The sequence below is a fragment of the Paraglaciecola chathamensis S18K6 genome (genome assembly GCA_000314955.1).
Taxonomy (GTDB): domain Bacteria; phylum Pseudomonadota; class Gammaproteobacteria; order Enterobacterales; family Alteromonadaceae; genus Paraglaciecola; species Paraglaciecola chathamensis.
Genome location: BAEM01000007.1, coordinates 297812 through 318272 on the forward strand (window position 1 = coordinate 297812; position 20461 = coordinate 318272).

Annotated in this window: 13 protein-coding genes; 2 read left to right on the top strand and 11 right to left on the bottom strand. The window is 44.7% G+C overall.

Annotated elements, in window-relative coordinates:
- Positions 1-92: 92 nt before the first annotated feature.
- From GCHA_RS03070 to GCHA_RS03115, 10 genes are all read right to left on the bottom strand, one after another.
- Positions 93-1040: a response regulator gene (locus GCHA_RS03070; RefSeq protein WP_007984925.1), complete on the bottom strand. Its 948-nt coding sequence runs from the start codon at positions 1038-1040 to the stop codon at positions 93-95.
- Positions 1041-1256: 216 nt separating this feature from the next.
- On the bottom strand, positions 1257-3545 hold the full coding sequence (locus tag GCHA_RS03075) for a xanthine dehydrogenase family protein molybdopterin-binding subunit (RefSeq protein ID WP_007984926.1): 2289 nt from the start codon (positions 3543-3545) through the stop codon (positions 1257-1259).
- A 1-nt stretch (position 3546) separates the two neighbouring features.
- Positions 3547-4044 carry a (2Fe-2S)-binding protein gene (locus tag GCHA_RS03080; protein ID WP_007984927.1) on the bottom strand — a complete coding sequence of 166 codons (498 nt, stop codon included), beginning with the start codon at positions 4042-4044 and terminating at the stop codon, positions 3547-3549.
- A gap of 255 nt (positions 4045-4299) precedes the next feature.
- Positions 4300-5148, bottom strand: coding sequence for a glutathione-dependent disulfide-bond oxidoreductase (gene yghU / locus GCHA_RS03085; protein ID WP_007984928.1), 849 nt, complete (start codon positions 5146-5148; stop codon positions 4300-4302).
- A gap of 189 nt (positions 5149-5337) precedes the next feature.
- Positions 5338-6117 carry a SapC family protein gene (locus GCHA_RS03090; protein ID WP_007984929.1) on the bottom strand — a complete coding sequence of 260 codons (780 nt, stop codon included), beginning with the start codon at positions 6115-6117 and terminating at the stop codon, positions 5338-5340.
- Between the two features lie 306 nt (positions 6118-6423).
- A complete protein-coding gene (locus GCHA_RS03095) occupies positions 6424-8064 on the bottom strand; it encodes a glycerol-3-phosphate dehydrogenase/oxidase (RefSeq protein ID WP_007984930.1) in 1641 nt (546 codons plus the stop codon).
- Between the two features lie 22 nt (positions 8065-8086).
- The gene (locus tag GCHA_RS03100; protein ID WP_007984931.1) at positions 8087-9553 is read right to left on the bottom strand and encodes an SLC5 family protein; all 1467 of its coding nucleotides are present in this window, start codon (positions 9551-9553) and stop codon (positions 8087-8089) included.
- A gap of 112 nt (positions 9554-9665) precedes the next feature.
- Positions 9666-10430, bottom strand: coding sequence for a SapC family protein (locus tag GCHA_RS03105; RefSeq protein WP_007984932.1), 765 nt, complete (start codon positions 10428-10430; stop codon positions 9666-9668).
- Between the two features lie 2 nt (positions 10431-10432).
- A complete protein-coding gene (locus GCHA_RS03110) occupies positions 10433-11959 on the bottom strand; it encodes a tryptophan halogenase family protein (protein ID WP_007984933.1) in 1527 nt (508 codons plus the stop codon).
- 255 nt (positions 11960-12214) lie between these two features.
- Positions 12215-14974, bottom strand: a complete 2760-nt coding sequence (locus GCHA_RS03115; RefSeq protein ID WP_007984934.1) for a TonB-dependent receptor — start codon at positions 14972-14974, stop codon at positions 12215-12217.
- A 540-nt stretch (positions 14975-15514) separates the two neighbouring features.
- Here GCHA_RS03115 and GCHA_RS03120 point away from each other — a divergent pair.
- Both GCHA_RS03120 and GCHA_RS03125 read left to right on the top strand, forming a co-directional pair.
- On the top strand, positions 15515-17671 hold the full coding sequence (locus GCHA_RS03120) for an alpha-galactosidase (protein WP_007984936.1): 2157 nt from the start codon (positions 15515-15517) through the stop codon (positions 17669-17671).
- Between the two features lie 181 nt (positions 17672-17852).
- Positions 17853-19052 carry a dipeptidase gene (locus tag GCHA_RS03125; RefSeq protein ID WP_007984937.1) on the top strand — a complete coding sequence of 400 codons (1200 nt, stop codon included), beginning with the start codon at positions 17853-17855 and terminating at the stop codon, positions 19050-19052.
- 88 nt (positions 19053-19140) lie between these two features.
- On the opposite strand, the gene GCHA_RS03130 is transcribed toward GCHA_RS03125, so the two are convergent.
- Complete coding sequence (locus tag GCHA_RS03130; RefSeq protein WP_007984939.1) at positions 19141-20448, bottom strand: alpha/beta hydrolase family protein; 1308 nt, start codon at positions 20446-20448, stop codon at positions 19141-19143.
- Positions 20449-20461: the final 13 nt, after the last annotated feature.

Genomic DNA, 20461 nt, shown 5'->3' on the forward strand with positions numbered 1-20461 from the left:
CTCTTAGCCGAAGCGCCAATAAAAACTGGAGCAAAGTCGATACGTATTGCTCCATTCCTATGGCGTGATTGATTGGGTTCAAGGGTTTGCGCTTAATCGGCGACTTTAAGATAACGCTCAATAATTTCAGTACCATTACTGGCTTGAATAGGTTTAAAAATAAAGCCCGATATCCCCTGGGCCTTACAGGAATTTACCAATAATTGGTCTGTCACTGAAGACAGCATAACGATAGGTACATTGGATCCTAAACCGCGGATTTGTGCTAGTGCTTTATCACCGTTTAGTTTATCCATCACGACATCCATAAAAATAAAATCGGGCGGATTACTTTTCACTAACTCCACGGCGCCGGAACCATCATCGGCTTCCTCGATATTGCTGTATCCGAGCGAATGCAAAAACCGAGTGAGGGCTTTGCGGATCATAGCGCTGTCATCAACCAATAAAATGCGACTGTCTTTAGCAAGCACTTTAGTATGTGAATTTTCAATAGCGACGCTTTCTTCGCGTTTTATTCCGCCCTCTTGGTAATCAACGCTGCGCACTAATAAATTGAAATAGTAACGACCTACCCCATCAATAGTAATAGGCACTGTCACCACTTCTTGTACGCCATCAAGATATTGGTCCATTTGCGACAAATCTTCGACAAAATACGGGCTAGAAAAACCGTAATCTAAGCTGTAACGGCGGTGCAAATCAGTTGAACGGCCAACAATTGTGTTACCCCATTCGGCCAGTGCATTGCGCAAATCGTCAGTCATCTCGGTATGTTCATACGCTTCACCAAACATGCTTTGGCATACAGAGTTACCAATTGATACTGCGGTTTCGGGGTAATGATGCATCATAATCACCCCATCAAGATTACCTGTGACTTCAGAGCACACTGCATAACCTTTAAATCGGAAATCTTGTACGTTATCCATGAACGCTTCACCCGCTGATCCGGTTAAATTGGTCATGGCTTTTAAACTAGCAAGTGATTCATTAATAAAGGGGTAAAGAATAACTTTATAAATGGTTTCAACTGACATATTGCTTTCTCTAATTATTATTATTGTTACTGCGAGGACAGCAAACTACTAAAGCTAGCGAGATATTGCAAGAATGTAAATAGCCCTAATTTATAGGTTAAGTAATTAATTTACCGAAACTTTTAACGAGACAAACAGTGGTATTTTTTACTACAAAAACGCACAGAGGAAGCGGGTACCCTATCGGCTCCCCACTTCCTGTTGTTTTTCTTACAATTAGCTCGGCATGGCTGCTAATACCGCTTCAGGGGTTATCGGCAAATCCCTTACGCGAGCACCAACAGCATTAAAAATAGCATTTGCAATCGCTGGGGCGACAGCGATTAAGCCGGGCTCCCCTAAGCCGGTAGGAAACTCTGTGTTTTGTACAAAACTGATATCCAAATCAGGTAGGTTGTTCATTCGCAGCGGAGTATACGTATCTAGGTTAGTATCCTTAACCTGCCCCTTCGTAAACTCAGTCCCTTCAAACAGCGCCAAACTCAACCCCCATAACATTGAGCCTTGGGTTTGGGCCAAAGCACCGTCCGGATGAACCACGGTTCCACAATCTAATACTCCCGTTAGCTTGTGCACTTTCACTTTGCCCGATTCAACATCGACCTCGACATGCGCTACACATGCCCCCCAAGTAGGCATATCCCGCTCTTGCCCAGAGGAAATTGCGATCCCCATTCCTTGGTTTTTAGGCAAAGTCTGCCCCCAGTTCGTTTGGCTGCGAATATCCGTTAGTACCTTGGCTAGACGTTTAGCGCCGCCGACTGATACAGGCGCTTCACCCGCATTCTTGCCGCTGGCATCGAGCATAGACAAACGAAAATCAATAGGATCCATATATTGCTTGTGAGCTATCTCGTCCATGAACGATTCAACTGCCCAACCTGTCCAGCCAGGCCCAACAGCACGTAACCAACCTGGCACAAAGGTTTTTTGCGCAAGAGGATTATTGATCGCCCTTACGCGATGATTTTTCAAGGTATACCAGTGATCAGCGCCGGCAATTGAAAACGGGTCAAATTTACCTTTTTTGTCTACACCTTCTGGCATAAAGGCTGGAGCCATGGCCATAGTCGGCCACCCCGCAGCAGCGCCATGCTCGATGCCTAATAACTTATCGTCGCCATCCCAATAGGCATTCATTTGCTGAACCGAAGGCGAGCGCACACAGTCGAAGCGTGTATCATCTTCGCGGGTAAAAACCAGTTTAACTGGCTTACCTATGGCTTGTGCCGTTAGTGCAGCAGGAATCATATAATCACCTGCTAGGCGACGTCCGAAGCCACCACCTAAGTAGTACTGATGAATAATAACCTTGTCGTCACTCATACCTACCGCTTTAGCCACAACAGGTAAGAATAACGATTGCCATTGATTACCGCAGTGCACATGACAAACCCCGTCCTTAAACTCAACAGCTGCATTAACAGGCTCCATAGTGAAGTGCAGCACAGAGGACGTTTTATACACTGACTCAAGAGAGGTTTTCGCATTTTGCGCCGCTTTAGCGATGTCTCCTTTTTCAACCACTAATGTGCCAGAAGTCTTGTCTTTAGCTAGGGTTTCTCCTTGGCTAATGATGTCTTGCTCGCTGACGTTTGCAGTCTCGCCAAGATCATACTTTACCTCAATCGCATTTCCCGCTTTGACCGCGGCATAATAAGTATCTGCGAGTACCGTCACCCAGCCTTGAACGGTGTCACTGGGATCTGTGAGTATTTCATAGCCTTGATAGCCTTTTATCGACTTAGCTGCGCTATCGTCGACGCTCGTCACTTTACTACCATGGCGCGTTGGGGGAATAACGGGGCGGGCAAACACCATGCCTTCAAGTTCAATATCAATACCATATTGCGCTGTACCATTGGTCTTCGCTGGAATATCTAGCGCTTGACTTGGCTTTGCAATTAACTGGCGACTAGCAGGGCTTTTAGGTTCGAACTTTGCCAATTCCTCAGGGCTAAAGGTACGTTCGATTTTGCCGTTTTTGACTATTTCGGCAAAGCTTATCGACTTATCGCCCGCTACAACATGACTGTTGTGTGTCGAGCAATCTTTAGGGTTTACTCCCAATAATTTCGCCCCCGCTTCAATAAGCACCGTACGCCCTGCAGCCCCTGCTTGTGACATAGGAACATAAGTTTGAAACACAGACCAAGAGCCGCCCGTTACCATGTAGCCCCATTTAGGGTCAGTGTCCACGTGCTTAATTTCGACATTGTTCCAATCAGCCCCTAACTCGTCAGCGACGATACGGGCAATTGCCGTTCCTACGTGTTGGCCCATTTCTGCCCGGGCGATATTTACCAAAATTTTCCCTTGGGTATCAATCTCGAACCACACAGTAGGGCTAAAAGATTTAGCCGCTAATTGCTCAGACGCGCCGCCAGTTACTACCTCAAGGGCATTGATACTTGGCGCAAAAGCCATTAACAAACCACTACCGACTGAGCCGATCAAAAAACGACGACGGCTATGTTCAATCTTATCTTTACGTAAACGAGTCATATTAACTTACTCCCTGTGCGTCGCGCTTAGGATTATATATCTGCACAACCGACTCGGATTGCCCCGCAACATCTTGAATGGCTTCTTTGATGCGAGCGTATGTCATACAACGACATAGGTTACCGCTCATGTAGGCTTCAATTTCCTCTTCGCTTGGATCTGCATTGGTTGCCAGTAGCCCAGCCGCCTGCATAATTTGCCCAGACTGACAATAACCACACTGAGGCACTTGATGTTCCACCCACGCTTTTTGCAGCGGATGCTGATTGTCTAATCCTTCTATTGTGCGGATCTCTGCGTTAGCAATAGCACTAATCGGCAGTGAACAGGAACGCACGGGGGAACCATTGAAATGCACAGTACAAGCACCGCACATGGCAATCCCGCAGCCAAACTTGGTGCCTTTAAGACCAAATTCGTCTCGTATTACCCAAAGCAAAGGCGTATCAGCCTCAGCATCTGAAGTGATTTTTTTCCCGTTCAATGAAAACTCAATCATGATGATTACCTGTTTGATAGTGAATATTAATAACGTGGTCCTGCGGTCTTCCGTGAAACTTTATAGCTAGATTATGACACTGTGGTTTTTGTCTACTAAGTGTAGTTCAAGTAGCTACATCTAAAGATAAGTTAATCAAGACTAAAAGCGGTCAAGATAAACTGGAATGAATTGAATTGTGGTCGAATTATCAGGCGACATAGAAAAAGCCACTAAAAAGTGGCTTTCATCGAGTAAATGCCAGCGAACTAAAGCTTAAACTTTGCCTGCAAAATCCGCTGCTGAATGACGTTCAGGCACTTGGTCTTCGGGTTCTCCCCATGTGCGATTAACCTTCACGCCACGCTTAACTGCGGGCCTTTGGGCAATGTCATTAGCCCAGCGAACAAGATGCGTATATTCGTGTGTTTGTAAAAACTCAGCGGCTTCATAAACAACATTACGCACCAGCGAGCCGTACCAAGGCCATATTGCCATGTCGGCAATCGTGTACTGGTCACCCGCGATAAATTTATTTTTTGCCAGTTGTTTATCAAGTACATCTAGCTGACGCTTTACTTCCATCGCATAGCGATCAATGGGGTATTGGTACTTCTCTGGCGCATAGGCATAAAAGTGACCAAAGCCGCCGCCTAAGAAAGGCGCGCTACCCATTTGCCAAAATAGCCAGTTCATACACTCAGTACGACCAGCAAGATCTTTTGGAATAAAAGCTTCAAATTTTTCGGCCAAATAAAGCAAAATAGAGCCAGACTCAAATATTCTAGTTTCTGGGGAGTTGGACGTATCTATCAAAGCAGGAATTTTTGAGTTTGGATTGATATCCACAAAACCGCTGCCAAATTGATCACCGTCGCCAATATTAATTGGATATGCGTCGTACTGCGCCCCGCTGTAACCGGCTTCAAGTAACTCTTCAAGCATCACAGTAACCTTTACACCATTTGGCGTCGCCATTGAGTGCAACTGCAAAGCATGTTCACCACGAGGAAGCGTTTTTTCAAATCGAGCGCCCGCAGTTGGACGGTTAATGTTGGCAAACTTGCCTCCATTTGCAGCATCAAAAGACCAGATTTTTGGTGGGGTATAAGTCGGGTCGGACATAGTTCACATTTCCTCGGCTATTTTGATAAGTGTTAATGTTAGGTTGGGGCTGACCATGTAAAAGCAAGGGATAGCGTAATTGATTTTTGTACCAAGAGGGACACAAATGTGTAACGAGTTATATCCCTATTAAATGAGCAGACATAAAAAAAGCCCGCTTTTAGCGGGCTTTCACATCGTTCTTTTACATTAGCTGTTAGCTGGCTGCTCTGCTGCAGGTTGCTCTTTGCTGATAGCATCACCAACACGCAATTGTAAGTTTTGAATCGGCTTGTCGGTATTATTCGACAAGTGAACCAAACGATTAAGCTGACCTAGTGACATTAACACTGCATAAGCAGCGCCTAGGAAACCACTTTTGTGTAGCTCAACCACTTGCTCTTCGCCTAAGTCTTGAAGACGCTTTTCGCTCACACTGAACATGCCTGTGATGTTGCGCTTTTCGCCATTAGCGTAGTTCACTAACAATTCAATTGGGTCAAGCAACTCTAGCTCAACTAATTTCTTAATGAAGCGCTGGGTGGCCATTTCGCTGTTAGCAAGTTCAGAAAGCAATTGCTGACGGTTCTCTAAAAATGGACTAGGCTCGCCTTCTGCAGTAAATACAGGTTCGCCGTCATCAGTAATTAGCGCGCTGTTTTCATCAAAGAATACACCAAGCTTCTCGCCATCAGGGCGAACATCAAAAGGATAACGTTGAATATTCATAGGCAAACAATGTACTTGCCACTTGCCTTCATGAACGAATAAATTGCTGCCTTTTTCCGTGCCTAACATGGTCACTGAATGGAAATTTTCAGAATTTGGATCTTTAACGAAAACAACAGGCATAACACTGGCTAACTGCGCGTACTCGCGAATAGAAGCAGCAGCTATGTGGGCTTCTTTTGCGTAGCCAAAGTCGTGCTGTAAATTGATTTTTAAATCTTTATGTTTCTCTTTATCAAGAGGGATATAGCTGATTGTCATAGAGGATATCTCTTACTTTAATGTTCAAATCTGGTTATTTGTTAACGCTAATTAGCAAACCGTCATATGCGTCACCGTCTGATGAACAGATATAAAAAAATGGCCTCAAGGCCATTAAATATGCGGTCCCTAAATGCTAATTCCACAACAGCAAGTATCTTTTATTTATTGAGTATTGTCACGAATGTTAATGAAATAGTTGCCACTTGTTCATTCAAGTGAAAAATCTAGTTCAAAATCTAACACATCACTCTTTATTCTTGCTGTATCCAAGGCGGTACTAAGGTCGCACCGCCTCGAACAAGGTTAAGCTACCACATCTTCACGGGGACTAACATCTTTACCTACACTGGTGATATATTCCTGTAACTTAGCTTCAGCTTCATCACCGAACAATATTTCACATGCCTCGCGTAACCCTGGTGCAGCTAGAATATCTTCTTGACGTACCACTAGCGATATTTTCGAACGTCGACGCAAGAAGTCTTCTAATTTAGTGACCATTTCTCGTTGTGCTGCGTGCTCAATTTCTACGCGTAAATACTCAGAGTTTTCAATGAGCAATTCTGCCTTTTCTGGGTTTTCACGAATGGCTTCGAGCATGTTAATCGCGTTTCGACCATAGCGCCGCCAAAAACGTGATGTCAACGGCTCAGAAGACGTCGCCGGCGTTAACGCGTCAAAGTTCATCAACTTGGCTCGGTGGAAAAACTCATCCCGTACGCTATCGTCAGGTTCTCCGTACCATTTGAAATCGGCGTACGGTAACTCAATACCAAACTCTTTTACGATACCCGCCACTTCATCGCCAACATTAATACAATCTGTCAGCTTACCGCCGAAAATAGACATATATTTATGTTGGGCATTTTGATCAATAGCGTGCTTACGCGAAAGTTGTACCCAATCGGCCTTCCCGCCAGTACCTTTTATCGCTAATGGGCGAACCCCACAGCGTTCAGCAATGACATCTTCTTTGGTCAGTGGTTTATCAAGGGCAAGAAGCTTATTAACATTGTCGAGTACAAATTGGCGATCTGCCTCAGTCACATGTGCGTAGGGGTTATCCACTTGAGTATCCGTTGTTCCGATGCAGGTCTTTGGCCCCATAGGGATAACGAAGAATAAGCGCCCATCATCAGCGAAGAAAGTCAGTACTTTGTTGCTGTCTGTCACGCGATCAACGATTAAATGAATACCTTTTGAAAACACATGATGGTGATCTGTTTTTTCCTCATTCAATTCATTTAGTGGGTCTACGAAAGGACCAGCAGCGTTTATCAACACTTTCGAAGAAATCTCAAATTCTTCGCCAGTTAAGCCGTCTTTGGCTTTTGTGACCCACACATCATCTTTACGAGTAGAGCCAAGCGACTCAACATAGTTGGCGGCAATACACCCGTAGCTCATACTCGAGCGAATGAAGTTAAATACAAAACGCGCATCGTTATCTTGCAAATAGGCATCTGAATATTCAAACCCACCGCTGACGTTTTGGGTATTAATCACCTTCTCTAGTGATTTGATCTTACCGCCGGTGAGGTAGTTAGGCATCCTGGTGAACAGTCGTCCCATGAACCAGTACAGCAAGGTTCCCATGTAAATGAACGCAGGAGGAAAGCGAAAGCCCTTTTGAATACTGGTTAAGAAGCGGATCTCTTTCACCGTTGATGGGTAGCTACGCATCAAGTGATTCCTACTTTTACACAGCTTGTTTACCAAACCATATTCGTAACTCTCAAGATATTTGATCCCGCCCCAGGCTAAATTTGAAGAGTTAGAACTGGTAAAACCGGCAAAATCACCTTTATCAATTAAGGCTACTTTTACACCCTTAGCCGCCAAAGCTGCAGCGGCGACGGCACCATTGATACCACCACCAATGATCAGCGTATCAAACGTACCTTTAGGCAATTTACGGATGTTACTCTTTCTCAGGTTGTTCATGTCTCTTCCGATAATTAAATTTTTAAATTTTGCTTTCTGCTTCAAGGCCGTCGTTACTGCCCCACGCTAACTTTGCTCTTTGCCCCAACACAAAACGATTGATGAACAATGCGAAGCTGATGCATGACACTAAAGTGATTGGCATAAGATGGATGTAATGCAACGTCGTATACACAGGCGAGAAATCGAAAGTCAGTGAGCCATATAGCAATACGCCGAAAATAACAGCTGCAATGCCCGCTCTTGCATCAACATCCTTGAACACCAGCCCCACAACGAATATTGACAATATTGGCATACTTAATAAACCATTTAACTGTTGCAACAAGTTAATGATGCTGTCGGCTTGCTGATAAATCGGTACCAATACCAGCGACAATATTGTCAACATAGCAGTTACCCAACCACTCAAGCGTGCGACATTTGGATTGTCGTTAACGTAAGCCTCATGAATATCACACACATATAACGCAGTCGCTGAATTCAATAAGCTGTTATAGGTAGACAATACCGCTGCAGCCATAGCAGCAGCGAATACGCCCGTTAGCCACAATGGCATTACATCTCCGACAATACGCCCATAGGCTGCATCTCCAATATCACCGTACAACTTAAACGACACAATACCAGGTAAAACAATGATGGCAGGTACGATAAGAATACGAATACCTGCTGCTGCAAATACCCCTTTTTGCGCTTCTTTCACATTTGGCGCGGCCATGGCGCGTTGGGTGATGGTTTGGTTCGTACCCCAATAATACATTTGAATAAAGATCATGCCAGTTAGCAATGTAGGCCAAGGTAGCGGTGAGTCAGGGCCACCCACTAAGGTTAAACGGTCAGCAGGAATACCGCTAAAATCGAAGTCGATAGCAGCCAGTGATAAGAACACCACCAGTACCGCCATGCTTAAGAGTAATACGCCCGAATAGGTGTCAGATACCGCTACCGCGCGCAACCCACCAAAAATAGCGTAAACCGCACCTAGTGCAGCAAACGCAATCGCAATGTACATCAATGGGATGTCAACGTTAAACATGGTTTGCATGAACAATGAGCCTGAGTAAATAACAGCAGGCATGTATATCAGCGCATTACCTAAGAAAAACAACATGCCGATAACTGCACGTATATGTTTGTTTTTATAACGTTTTTCTAATAACTCAGTGGTCGTCGTACAGTTGTACTTGTAGTAAATAGGGATAAATACTTTAGCCAGTATAATCAGACCAATCACCGCCGCGAACTCCCACCAAGCAAGGAGCGCCATTTGATTGCCGTTCATTCCGACTAATTGGTCTGTGCTCAAGTTAGTTAAGGTAATAGAGCCTGCAACGAACATCCAGGTTAAGCCACCACCGGCTAAGAAGTATTCCTTATTTTGGCTTTGCTGGTTGTGTCCATGACCACGGCATTTCAAATAAGTCAGCAAGCCAATAATGCCCGTAACCAAGGCGAATACCGCCGCTTGAACCATATTTTCTGACATCTGATATTTCCTCGGCAATCATGTGATTTGTACCATGATTGCTATTTATGTGCTTAATAATCTAGACTTTTGCCACCCTGATATGTGGCAAAAACAAAACAAGTGTAAAGGGTTAAGACGCCACTCTGTCTTTCGCTACTTCGATTTTAAGTTGAGTGATCTTATTATGGGTATTGCGTTCATTGTGCTTTCTAAGTAACAAGTTGAGCTGGTAAATTGAGAGCAACATGGCGTGTATAGCGATCAAATAGCCACTATCATTTAACGCTGACATCTTTTCAGCGGTTAAACTTTGCAATTTGTCTTCGTCAATGGTGCACAGGCCAGCAATATTCTGGGTGTTTCCATCTTCGAATACTAATTGCAAGTCGATAGGTTTAATCAGACCTAGTGACTCTGTTTCTTTCATAAAACGATAAGTGTCTATGTCTTGTTTGATACTTGCCTCAAGCAAATTTTTCGCTTTGCTCAAATGCATTGAAGCTCTACCGGCACTATCAAAAATAGCTTCGCCGCTATCTTTGGAAAAAGCCTCGCTGGTTTCTAAAATGCCTATAGTGTAACTATTTTCGAGCTTCGGGGATTGCATCAAATAAAACGGATACGTTTGTAAACTGACGGGTTGATAAATCGCATTCCAGCGCCCTTGTTCCACAAACACATTTTGCATCGGCTCAAAGCTACCCAGTGCGGATAACACCCAACTGCCGTCTTGCTGATTACGTGAGAAAAAGAGCGGGAAATTGGTTGCTGCTTTTCCTACCTCTGGTACGCGAAGGCGCATAAGTTGTTGGCTAGCAGCAAACTCAGCCAGGCAACTTTCGCGAAGCTTTAAATCTTTATGTACGGTATTACTTAATTCAACAAGTGTGCTCATGGTTATCTCATACTCTGGGTGCTTAACCACCGCTCTATATATTCTCTGTGAGGAGGAAGGGTTTCTAGCAACTGCTGGGTAAGCTGTTGATTACGAAGCATTACTTTCTGTGCGTTTTGCTGCTGATTGTATAAATGTGCTTGCCGGCTAAAATCGGGCTTAAACCCCATTCCATACAACACATACTGATAACTCGCCGCAGGGAATAGCTCTATCGCGGCATCAAAATCCGCGCTGATCGGCCCGCGGAACTTCCACAATGCTAAATCTTCTTTTAGTGAATCAGGAATTGAGTCAGGGTCGGTATGCGCCTGCCAGTAAGGTTCAGGGCGTTTGGTCAACATGTAGTGTAATTTAAGAAAGTCGATAATCCGCGACCAGCGATAAGCCATTTGCTGATTAAAACGTTTAGCGATGATCGGCGTTAAGCTCGCATCCGGCGGAATGTTATCCGCAATAAAGCGGGCTGAAATTTCAACCAACATAATAGCGGTGGCTTCTAAAGGCTCAACAAAACCAGCAGACATGCCGACTGCTACGCAGTTTTGCTTCCAAACTTGTGCTCGATGACCTGATTTAAAACTAATCTTACGCACTGGAATATCGTCTGATGTGGGGCCTAAATAGCGGCGCAAGTTCGCTTCTGCTTCATCATCCGACAAATACTGGCTGGAATACACATGACCTACGCCACGTCTATGGGTTAAACCGATATCCCATATCCAACCGGCATTTTGCCCTGTTGCTATCGTATGGCTGGCAATAGGGCTTGTGCCACTCTCATAGGGCATATGTAAGGCCAAGGCTGAATCATTAAACAAGACCTTGTCAGCAGAAATAAAAGGAACCTCTAATGCCTGCCCTAGCAATAAAGAAGAAAACCCAGTGCAATCAACGAATAGATCACCATCGATTTGTTGCTGATTACTCAGCAAAATAGAACCAATGGCGCCTTCAGGGGTTAAATTGACAGACGCTACCGTGCCGATAATCTGACTGACATTAAGGGTATTTTTACAGTGTTCTTTTAGAACTTCAGCAAACTCCCCTGCATCAAGATGATAAGCGTAATTGCACTGGCCTTTGTATTCGGCCTCAGCCATTGAACGCGGGGCTAAACCAGCCTCACAAACATGATGTTGAAAGTTAGACTCTACAGCGTAATTCTCGATATTATCTACATAGGGTGCAAGATCTATTCGACCGTACCCAAGAGGAACAGTAAAAGGGTGATAGTAAAAGTCGCCGTTGCCATGCACCCAATCGACAAACTTGCCCCCTTGCTTGAATCCAGCGTGACAACGCGCAAAGACATCACTCTCTTTTAAACCAATTTGTTGCAGGGTGTTCTTCATGGTCGGCCATGTGCCCTCGCCGACCCCCACTGTGGGAATGTCAGAAGATTCAACCAATAGGATCTGCAACCCCTGGTTGTCGTCCGTCTTATGCTGGGCTGCAATAATAGCGGCTGTTAACCAGCCTGCAGTGCCGCCACCGACTATGACTATTTTATTTACCGCTTTTGACATGAATGGTTTAGTCCGCGTAGTAACAAGTGTGAGTACGATAGCTTGCACACTATTATCTTTCTAATTTAAGTGGAGAGGTAAACACTTAAATTACCGTTAAATAACCTACCCAATAAAGCCTGACATCCTTTATGGGGTACTCTATTCAACCTGTTATTTTATAGGAAAAATGGCCCGCTTAATACTTGCGAGCCATGATGTAGCAATCAGATATGCGCAGTATGTAGACACACACTGCGCTTATTTGTAACAAGCTTAGAACTTAGCGCGAACGCCCACTGCATAGCGAGCACCGTTGTCTTCAATCGAGTAAACTTGATTGTCGAAACGGCCAGTTTGCACTAGCTCTTCTTCCGTTACGTTAATGCCTTCAACGAAGACTGTGAAGTTTTCGTTGATGTCATAACTTGCACTGACGTCCCATTGACCAAATGTTTGGGTGTTAATAGGCTCGCCATTAAACCCGTTGTCAACGTTACGTAAGAATGCTTCGCGGTTGTTAAATGCGATACGTGCTTGCCAGTTGTCTTGCTCGTAGAAAACCACTAAGTTTTGTGAATCGCCTAAGCCTTCCAAGAAGTCTGTATCAGCGTTAACTACTGTGGCATTCGCCATAACACCGAAGCCATTTTCAAATACGTGAGTCAATGCGACTTCGTAGCCGGTTACCTTGGTCGTTTCAGTGTTCTGCGGACGGCTTACAGTGTAAACCTCGCTTGCACCATTCAACTCTTCAGTGTTTGCCACTACATCAAAATCAGGACGCGTATCATCAAGAGACAAACCAACTGCACACAAGTTATCGCCTGTGTCGTTGTTACATCTAAATCCGTCAGCTGCAGTACGATCAGAGAAAGTAAATGTCTCTTCACCTGTCAAGGTCACGATAAAGTCTTCAACTTCTTTGCTAAATACAGCGAAAGTGAAGTAACTAGCATCGGCGTAATACCACTCGAATGATAAATCCCAGTTCTCAGAGGTAAACGGCTTAAGCGACGGGTTACCACCACTTGCCGTTAAGTTCTGACGACGAGGCTCATTGAAGGTTGTCGCTGGTGACAACTGAGACATAGTTGGGCGCGTCATTGAATCATATACAGAGAAACGTAGAACCATTTCATCGGTAAGATCTAACTTCACGTTCACGCTTGGTAATAAGTTTGCGTAGCTGTCGCCTTGTTCGATGTTAGTCGCTGGACCAAACTCATTCGAGAACAAAGTTAAATCGGTAGTTGGCACGACGTCTTTAATAAAGCTTTGTACCGCGGCAACGCTGATATCAGTTTCAGCGTAACGCGCGCCAACATTAACTGCTAGCGGCATATCACCAATGTCATACAAGAAGGTGAAGTCTAGGTATAAGCTAGTAATGTCTTCGTTGATGGTATAACGGTTATTTTGCAACGTAGGTACAATTGGGTTACCCGAGTCAGCAAGGAAGTCTACGTATGCATCACCGTCGTAGCTATAGAAGGTTTCAGGGTAACCAGAGAAGAAGTTCTTCGCGGTGAAAGGTTCAAACCCGATAGTGTCAATTGGCGCTTCTGTACCGTAACCACAGAATGCACACTGACTACCGTAAATTTGAAATGCTGATTTTTCACGCTCTTGACGATAAATACCGAATTGCGCTTTCTGGAAAACGTCTGAATCCGCTAAGTAAACAAAATCAGCTTTAAATTCATTAATTTCGTCTTCGTCAGTAAAGGTCAACCCCTTTTCGTTGTAGTGCAAACGAGCGCGACTAGCGTCAGGTAACGTATCGCCGCCGAAACCTTCGTGAGATACAACAGGCACACCGCTTGTACCGTCAAACGCGTAGTTGTTAATAATACCCACTACGTTAAAACGGTCTTTACCGGCACGGTCATTCTCAGCAGATGAAGTTGATACATCGAAAGTACCTTTAAGCTGAGGGGTGATATCCCACTCAACGTTTAAGCCGAAACCATCGCTTTGAGAGTCACGTGAATTACGCGTATGAGATACGAAATCAGATGCTGGGTCACCACTACCACCGTGAATACCAATTTGCTGATCAAACGTTAGCAAAGTGCCGGTTTCTTGGTCGATTGTTGCGTTGGCAACGCGATCTGGCTCGAACCATGCGGCTAAGTCAGTCACTTGCGAATCTACTTCGAATTTAGACACAAAACCGTCAAGGGTAATGTTCACTTCATCTGAAGGAGCAAATTGGAAAACCAAACTTGCGTTAGTACGTGTACGCTCTTGCTGATCAATAACCTGATCCCAGTTACGTGGAATATAAGCGTTGGTGAACAATACACCATCATCACGGTTAGAGATTGTTTGACCAGGACGCCATCCAGCAGTACCCACCTGGTTAATTTGAATATCACGCTCTTGACGAGAAACGGCTAATAACACGCCCATTTTGTCGTCGTTAAATGTATTACTAACAAGGAATGAAGCAGACGGAGATGTTTCTTCAGAAAGCGTCTCGTACATACCTTTAACTGAGCCAATGAGCTGGAAACCTTCATAGTCAAACGGGCGTGCAGTAGAAACATTAATGGTTGCACCTATGCCACCTTCCTGCAGGTTAGCACGGGTACTTTTGTAAACGTCAGCACCTGTAATTTGATCGGCAGCAAGTACGTCAAAGTTGAATTCACGACCGCCACTATCTGTCGCTAGCTGACGTCCGTTGACAAGTACAGTGTTAAACTGGGGACCGAAACCACGAACGGTAACCGCTTGCCCTTCACCACCACTACGGTCGATTGAAACACCTGTGATACGTTGCAAAGACTCAGCAACGTTCAAGTCAGGGAATTTACCTAAATCTTCTGCGGCGATGCCATCAGAAACAATAAGTGCTTCTTTTTTGTCAGACATGGCGCGTTTTAAACTGCTTACAATACCGCGAACCTGAATGACTTCTAGGTTGCTGTCGTCGCTTGCTTCTTGTGCTGTTGCTTGCATAGATAAACCAGCAACAGTGGGTACTAATAGGGCGGTTTTTACAGCCGACCAAAGGTATGATTTTTTCATGGGATGTGCCCCGTTTGTGTCCTGTTAATATGATGTGTTCTTTGTTTTTCTGGCGTTTTGCAAGCTTACCGTTCCACTCAAACTACTCGCATAACTATAGGATCATGCCACTCAGCTCACCTATTGATATGTATGTTAAATAGTATTAATACAATTTGTCAACATATGCGCAACATGACTAAGGTCTAAAATAGTATTTATCTTAGCTAAGCGAAACAGCCAACAAAAACCATTAAACCCGTTATTTTTCATTAGGTTGCCTGCTAAAAACGACGAGATTAACGACGTAAATAAGAAACAACCTTTAACAGCATAGTCGGTTATTGTGAGTGTGCTTTTGTCAGTGGTTAATTAAAGGTAAAATTTGCTTTATCCTTAATTTCAGTACGCTGTAGCATGCATTAAGCAGATCAAAAACAGCTGCTGGGCGACACAATATGTTACTAGAAGTTAAATAATACTATTTATATGCTTTAAAAAACGAGTAAAATAACCTATTCATTTCATTCTGAACAAAGTTACTTAATTTAGGGTCTCTATATGACGCAACATGCCGCACAATTCATTGCACTTCATGGGCAAAAAAGCAGTCTAATTTTAGACGTCGGGTACAATACCCCACAGATCATTTATTGGCGCACTAAGCTATCAGAACAATCGACTGGTGAGATGATGCGTGCATTGCGCCTGCGTCAAGAAGCGCCGGTGTCACCTATTGTTGAACTTGACCTGTGCATTACGCCAACATCGGGCCAAGGGTTCACAGGCTTACCTGGGCTTAGTTTGCACGGTGACACAGATCAGTGGGCTGCGAATCCTAAGTTAAAGACAGTGACTCAGAGTAATGAGCACAGCGTCACCCTAACCAGTGTTGATGCTGCCCGTGGTGTCGAAGTCGTAGTGACGATTAAGCTAGACGCAGAAACGGATGTTCTGACCTTTGATACGGTGTTAAACAACATCACAGAACAATCAATTACGCTAGACTGGTGCGCAGCGGCTACCGTTCCAACCCCTGCCGACTTCGATCAAATTATTGGCTTCGAAGGCCATTGGGCTGGAGAGTTTCAGCAACATAGCTTGGATCAATTTTTTGGTTCATACGTGCGCGAAAATCGTCGAGGTAAAACCTCACATGACAGTTACCCCGCGCTATTACTTCACCCAAAAACCACCAATCAAGCTCAGGGTGAAGCCTACGGATTTCATTTAGGCTGGAGCGGTAATCACAAGATCGTCGCTGAGAAAATGGCTGACGGGCGCTCTTATGTACAAATGGGCGAGTTGCTTTTCCCTGGTGAAATTGTGCTAGAAAAAGATCAGAGCTACCAAACACCGACCTTGTTCGCTAGCTACACTGACCAAGGCTTGTCTGTGCTGTCTCAGCAGTTTCATCAGTACGTACGAACCCACATTATTCGTCAAAGCGTGCACGATAAGCCTCGCCCAGTGCACTACAACACCTGGGAAGGCATATACTTCAACCACGACGTTGACACGCTGAAAGACCTAGCCGAAAGAGCTGCTGAAATGGGCGCCGAACGCTTTGTTTTAGACGACGGTTGGTTTATTGGCCGCAACGATGACACCGCAGGTTTAGGTGACTGGTATGTCGACAAAGCCTTTTATCCACAGGGCCTAACCCCAGTCATTGATCACGTAAAAGCCCAAGGCCTAGAGTTTGGTTTGTGGTTTGAGCCTGAAATGGTTAACCCTGACAGCGAGCTTTATCGTCAGCACCCTGAGTGGGTATTAGGTAATGAAGTCAGCAAACAGATAGATTGCCGTAATCAATTAGTCCTCGATTTGTCTCGTCCAGAGGTGTTCGACTACCTGTTTGAACGCTTAGACTCGCTACTTACAGAGTATGATATTAGCTACGTAAAATGGGACATGAACCGCGATTTAAACCATCAAGGTAACCATAGCGGTAAGCCCGGTGGGCACAATCAAATACATGCTGTGTATCGTTTACTGGATAAAATTCGTGAAACCCATCCCCAAGTGGAAGTTGAAAGCTGTGCATCTGGCGGCGGTCGTGCTGACTATGGCGTACTGGCGCGAACTGACCGCGTATGGACTTCAGATTCTAACGATGCACTTGAGCGTCTCAAAATTCAAAACGGTTTCTCGTATTTCTTGCCTTCAGAGCTGATGGGCTCACATGTTGGCCCAAGAGAGTGTCACATTACCCATCGTACTGTGTCCATGGAAATGCGCGCTTCAGTGACGTTATTTGGTCACATGGGCATGGAGATGGATTTACGAGAGCTAACCGACGCCGAAAAAGTTGAGCTCAAAGCCATGACCGACTTATACAAGCAACATCGCGCTCTGGTACACAGTGGTGATCTATTCCGCTTGGAACTTCCCGCTTATATGAATGGGCTGGGTATTGTTGCTAAAGATAAGTCTCAGGCGTTGTTTTCATATAGCCTAATTGCTTGTAGTTCAGCAACCTTACCGGACCAATACAAATTTGCAGGCTTAGAGAAAAACAGCCAGTACAAGCTTGATATTATTTGGCCGATAAAGAACACTGACAAATGGCCTAAATCCGGTTTATTTGGTTTCGCTAATCATCTAGGGGCTGTTGACGGCCACGTATTTAGCGGTGAATTACTGATGCAATTGGGCATGCAAATGCCGCTATTGACTCCGCAAAGCAGCTTGCTATTTCACCTAACGAAGGTCTAGCCTGCAAACACTTGGCCGCGCTTGCTTAGCAAGCGCGGCTTTTTTCTGGCGTTCTTTGCCTACTCTTTACTTTACGTATCCTTCTTCTATACCATCCATATACACACCACTTTCCTCCGTGTGTACAAGACGATTTGCCCTCAAACAGTCATATTATAAAAAGTATAATCAAAGGAACGACATGAAAACCTTACACAAAACTGCATTATTCATTGCCTGCACACTGGCTTTTTCAAGCTCGGTGAGCGCCGCTTATCAAGCCTCTGAGGAAGCAACTCAGCTAACTCAAGACACGATACTCATCGATTCACACATTGATGTACCTTATCGCGTAAATGAGAAATGGGTAGACGTCACGAAAGCCACCGAAGACGGTGATTTTGACTACCCGCGGGCAAAGGCAGGTGGCTTAAATGCACCTTTTATGTCTATTTATGTGCCGGCAAGCTTAGATGATTCAGATGAGTCCACGGCCTTGGCCCACAAATTAATTGATTATGTTGAAGCGATTGTAGGACGCGCACCGGATAAGTTTGCGATTGCGAAAAGCGTTGCGGATGTAAGGGAACAATTTGAACAAGGTTTGATTTCACTACCTATGGGCATGGAAAATGGCTCTCCTGTCCAAGGTAGCGTAGATAATCTAAAAACATTCTACGAACGGGGCATTCGATACATTACGCTCGCTCATTCGCAAAGCAACCATATCGCTGATTCCTCTTACGATATACGCCGGAAATGGAAAGGTTTAAGTCCGTTCGGTAAAACGCTTGTCACCGAAATGAACAACATAGGCATCATGGTAGATATTTCTCACGTATCAGATAAAGCATTCTATCAAGCTATCGAAGTGAGTAAGGTGCCCGTTATAGCCTCGCATTCCTCATTACGTAAGTTCACACCGGGCTTTGAGCGCAACATGGATGATGACATGATCAAAGCGTTAGGTGAAAACGGCGGTGTGATACAAATTAATTTTGGCTCTACCTTCGTCAGTAAGATTTCGCAAAACTGGCGCAATCAAATGACTGCAAAAAGTAAAGCATTGGTAGAAAAAGAAGGCAAGGACAGCCCCCTTGTTGTCGCGTTTGATGAACAGTACATTGCGAAAAATCCGTTTCCGTTTGCCAACGTAGATACCGTGCTTGATCATATCGACCATGTAGTCGAACTGATTGGTATAGATCACGTGGGTATTGGTTCCGATTACGACGGTGTGGGTGACTCCTTGCCAGAAGGCTTAAAGGATGTCTCAACCTACCCTAATTTAGTGCAAGGTTTGATGGATCGTGATTATTCAGAAGCTGACATTAAAAAAATATTAAGTGGTAACTTTTTACGTGTTTGGCAAGCCGTTGAAGACTACGCCGCGAAGCATTAACGTTTAGTCAATCACTAAAAAAGCCCGTTTACCGTTACGTAAACGGGCTACCTTATACACTCGTACACTAGATAAGCTATTCTGGTTACTACTTGGCGTTCTCGCCACGATAAAAACGAATACCTGTAGCCCACCGGTCTGCAAACCCTGGCCATGCTTTCGTTAGCTTACCGTTAGCATCTTTTACCTGAGTGGCATTGTCACGCTGAGGTAGATAAGCACATTTGCCGTCATCTTTTTTCACGAAGCAATCTAAAAACGCCAAACTCATGTGCTCATTTATCCGATTAAGCTGCTCATTGTTCCAGCTCGGTTCGATGTAATGGCCCAAATCAGCGTCGGTTTCGTAAGCCACTTTTGGCGCAGGGTGCGGTGCAATATTATGACGCGCATTTTCATAGACCATTAAATATTTATTTTCGCTGCCGGTTTGTTCAAACAGCTTTTTAACGCCTTTTTCATAACCAGACACATCATCTTGCTCCCCTGCTACATACAAGCTAGGAACCGTGATTTCATTCATCGATTTCGCATTGTGCACTGAAGTTTCGCCGCCCCAAGGAGCATAGGCAATCATGGCTTTCCAACGAGGATCAACAGACTCTCTGCCAGCGGCACAGCTATTAAACACAGGCATCAATTGTTTGGCTGCGTCTTCAGGAAAACCTAAACGCTGCAAGCCCTGTTGGTGAAAGTCATAACAGGCACCAATGGTGTTTATTGCGCCAAAGCCACCCATAGAATATCCAATCACGGCGGCATCATTAGTATTGGTAATGTGAGCAATATCGGAATTATCTTGGCTAAAATAGTCGAGCACGAATTGCTGATCCCGTGCACGATTAATTAGCGTACTCGGAAACCCAGAAAAGCCAGCCTTAATGAAATCAACATCTTCGGTTGTTGAGTCAGTATGATCAATGCCAACAACCACATAACCATGGCTGGCTAAGTGTTCACCAAGATAGTACATAATCGTACGATAGCCCGTATAACCATGAGATAACACCACAAGCGGATACGCCCCGTCACTTTTCGGTTGGGCATCTCTATGCGCCGTTCCCTTCAGACTAAAAGGCTTGTGTAGCCTAGTCACATTTTCATAGCTAGCCTGTTGTGTTGTAGCCACTTGAGATTGTGCCGGATACCACACTTCTAATGTTAAAGGGCGGTCAACCTGTGAGGTGAAATCTTGAGTATTAAGTTGTTTTTCATGCACAACTTCAAGGGTTTTCACACCAACTGTGTACTGCCCTGGCAATGCTAACTCTGGGGTAATGGGTAGTTGTTTGGTGTATAACTGTTCTGGGGTTGGCGCGGCGGTAGCACTTGCAGTAATACTCATTGCGACGCTGATGAATGCAATGAGTGTTTTACTGTTGATGTTCATTTTCATGGAGTCTCTTGTC

Excerpts from the sequence above, each read along its gene's own strand:
- GCHA_RS03120 (WP_007984936.1), top strand. The coding sequence starts at position 15,515 with ATGACGCAACATGCCGCACAATTCATTGCACTTCATGGGCAAAAAAGC.
- GCHA_RS03110 (WP_007984933.1), bottom strand. The coding sequence starts at position 11,959 with ATGTCAAAAGCGGTAAATAAAATAGTCATAGTCGGTGGCGGCACTGCA.
- GCHA_RS03100 (WP_007984931.1), bottom strand. The coding sequence starts at position 9,553 with ATGTCAGAAAATATGGTTCAAGCGGCGGTATTCGCCTTGGTTACGGGC.
- GCHA_RS03130 (WP_007984939.1), bottom strand. The coding sequence starts at position 20,448 with ATGAAAATGAACATCAACAGTAAAACACTCATTGCATTCATCAGCGTC.
- GCHA_RS03075 (WP_007984926.1), bottom strand. The coding sequence starts at position 3,545 with ATGACTCGTTTACGTAAAGATAAGATTGAACATAGCCGTCGTCGTTTT.
- yghU (WP_007984928.1), bottom strand. The coding sequence starts at position 5,148 with ATGTCCGACCCGACTTATACCCCACCAAAAATCTGGTCTTTTGATGCT.
- GCHA_RS03125 (WP_007984937.1), top strand. The coding sequence starts at position 17,853 with ATGAAAACCTTACACAAAACTGCATTATTCATTGCCTGCACACTGGCT.
- GCHA_RS03095 (WP_007984930.1), bottom strand. The coding sequence starts at position 8,064 with ATGAACAACCTGAGAAAGAGTAACATCCGTAAATTGCCTAAAGGTACG.
- GCHA_RS03115 (WP_007984934.1), bottom strand. The coding sequence starts at position 14,974 with ATGAAAAAATCATACCTTTGGTCGGCTGTAAAAACCGCCCTATTAGTA.
- GCHA_RS03090 (WP_007984929.1), bottom strand. The coding sequence starts at position 6,117 with ATGACAATCAGCTATATCCCTCTTGATAAAGAGAAACATAAAGATTTA.
- GCHA_RS03105 (WP_007984932.1), bottom strand. The coding sequence starts at position 10,430 with ATGAGCACACTTGTTGAATTAAGTAATACCGTACATAAAGATTTAAAG.
- GCHA_RS03080 (WP_007984927.1), bottom strand. The coding sequence starts at position 4,044 with ATGATTGAGTTTTCATTGAACGGGAAAAAAATCACTTCAGATGCTGAG.
- GCHA_RS03070 (WP_007984925.1), bottom strand. The coding sequence starts at position 1,040 with ATGTCAGTTGAAACCATTTATAAAGTTATTCTTTACCCCTTTATTAAT.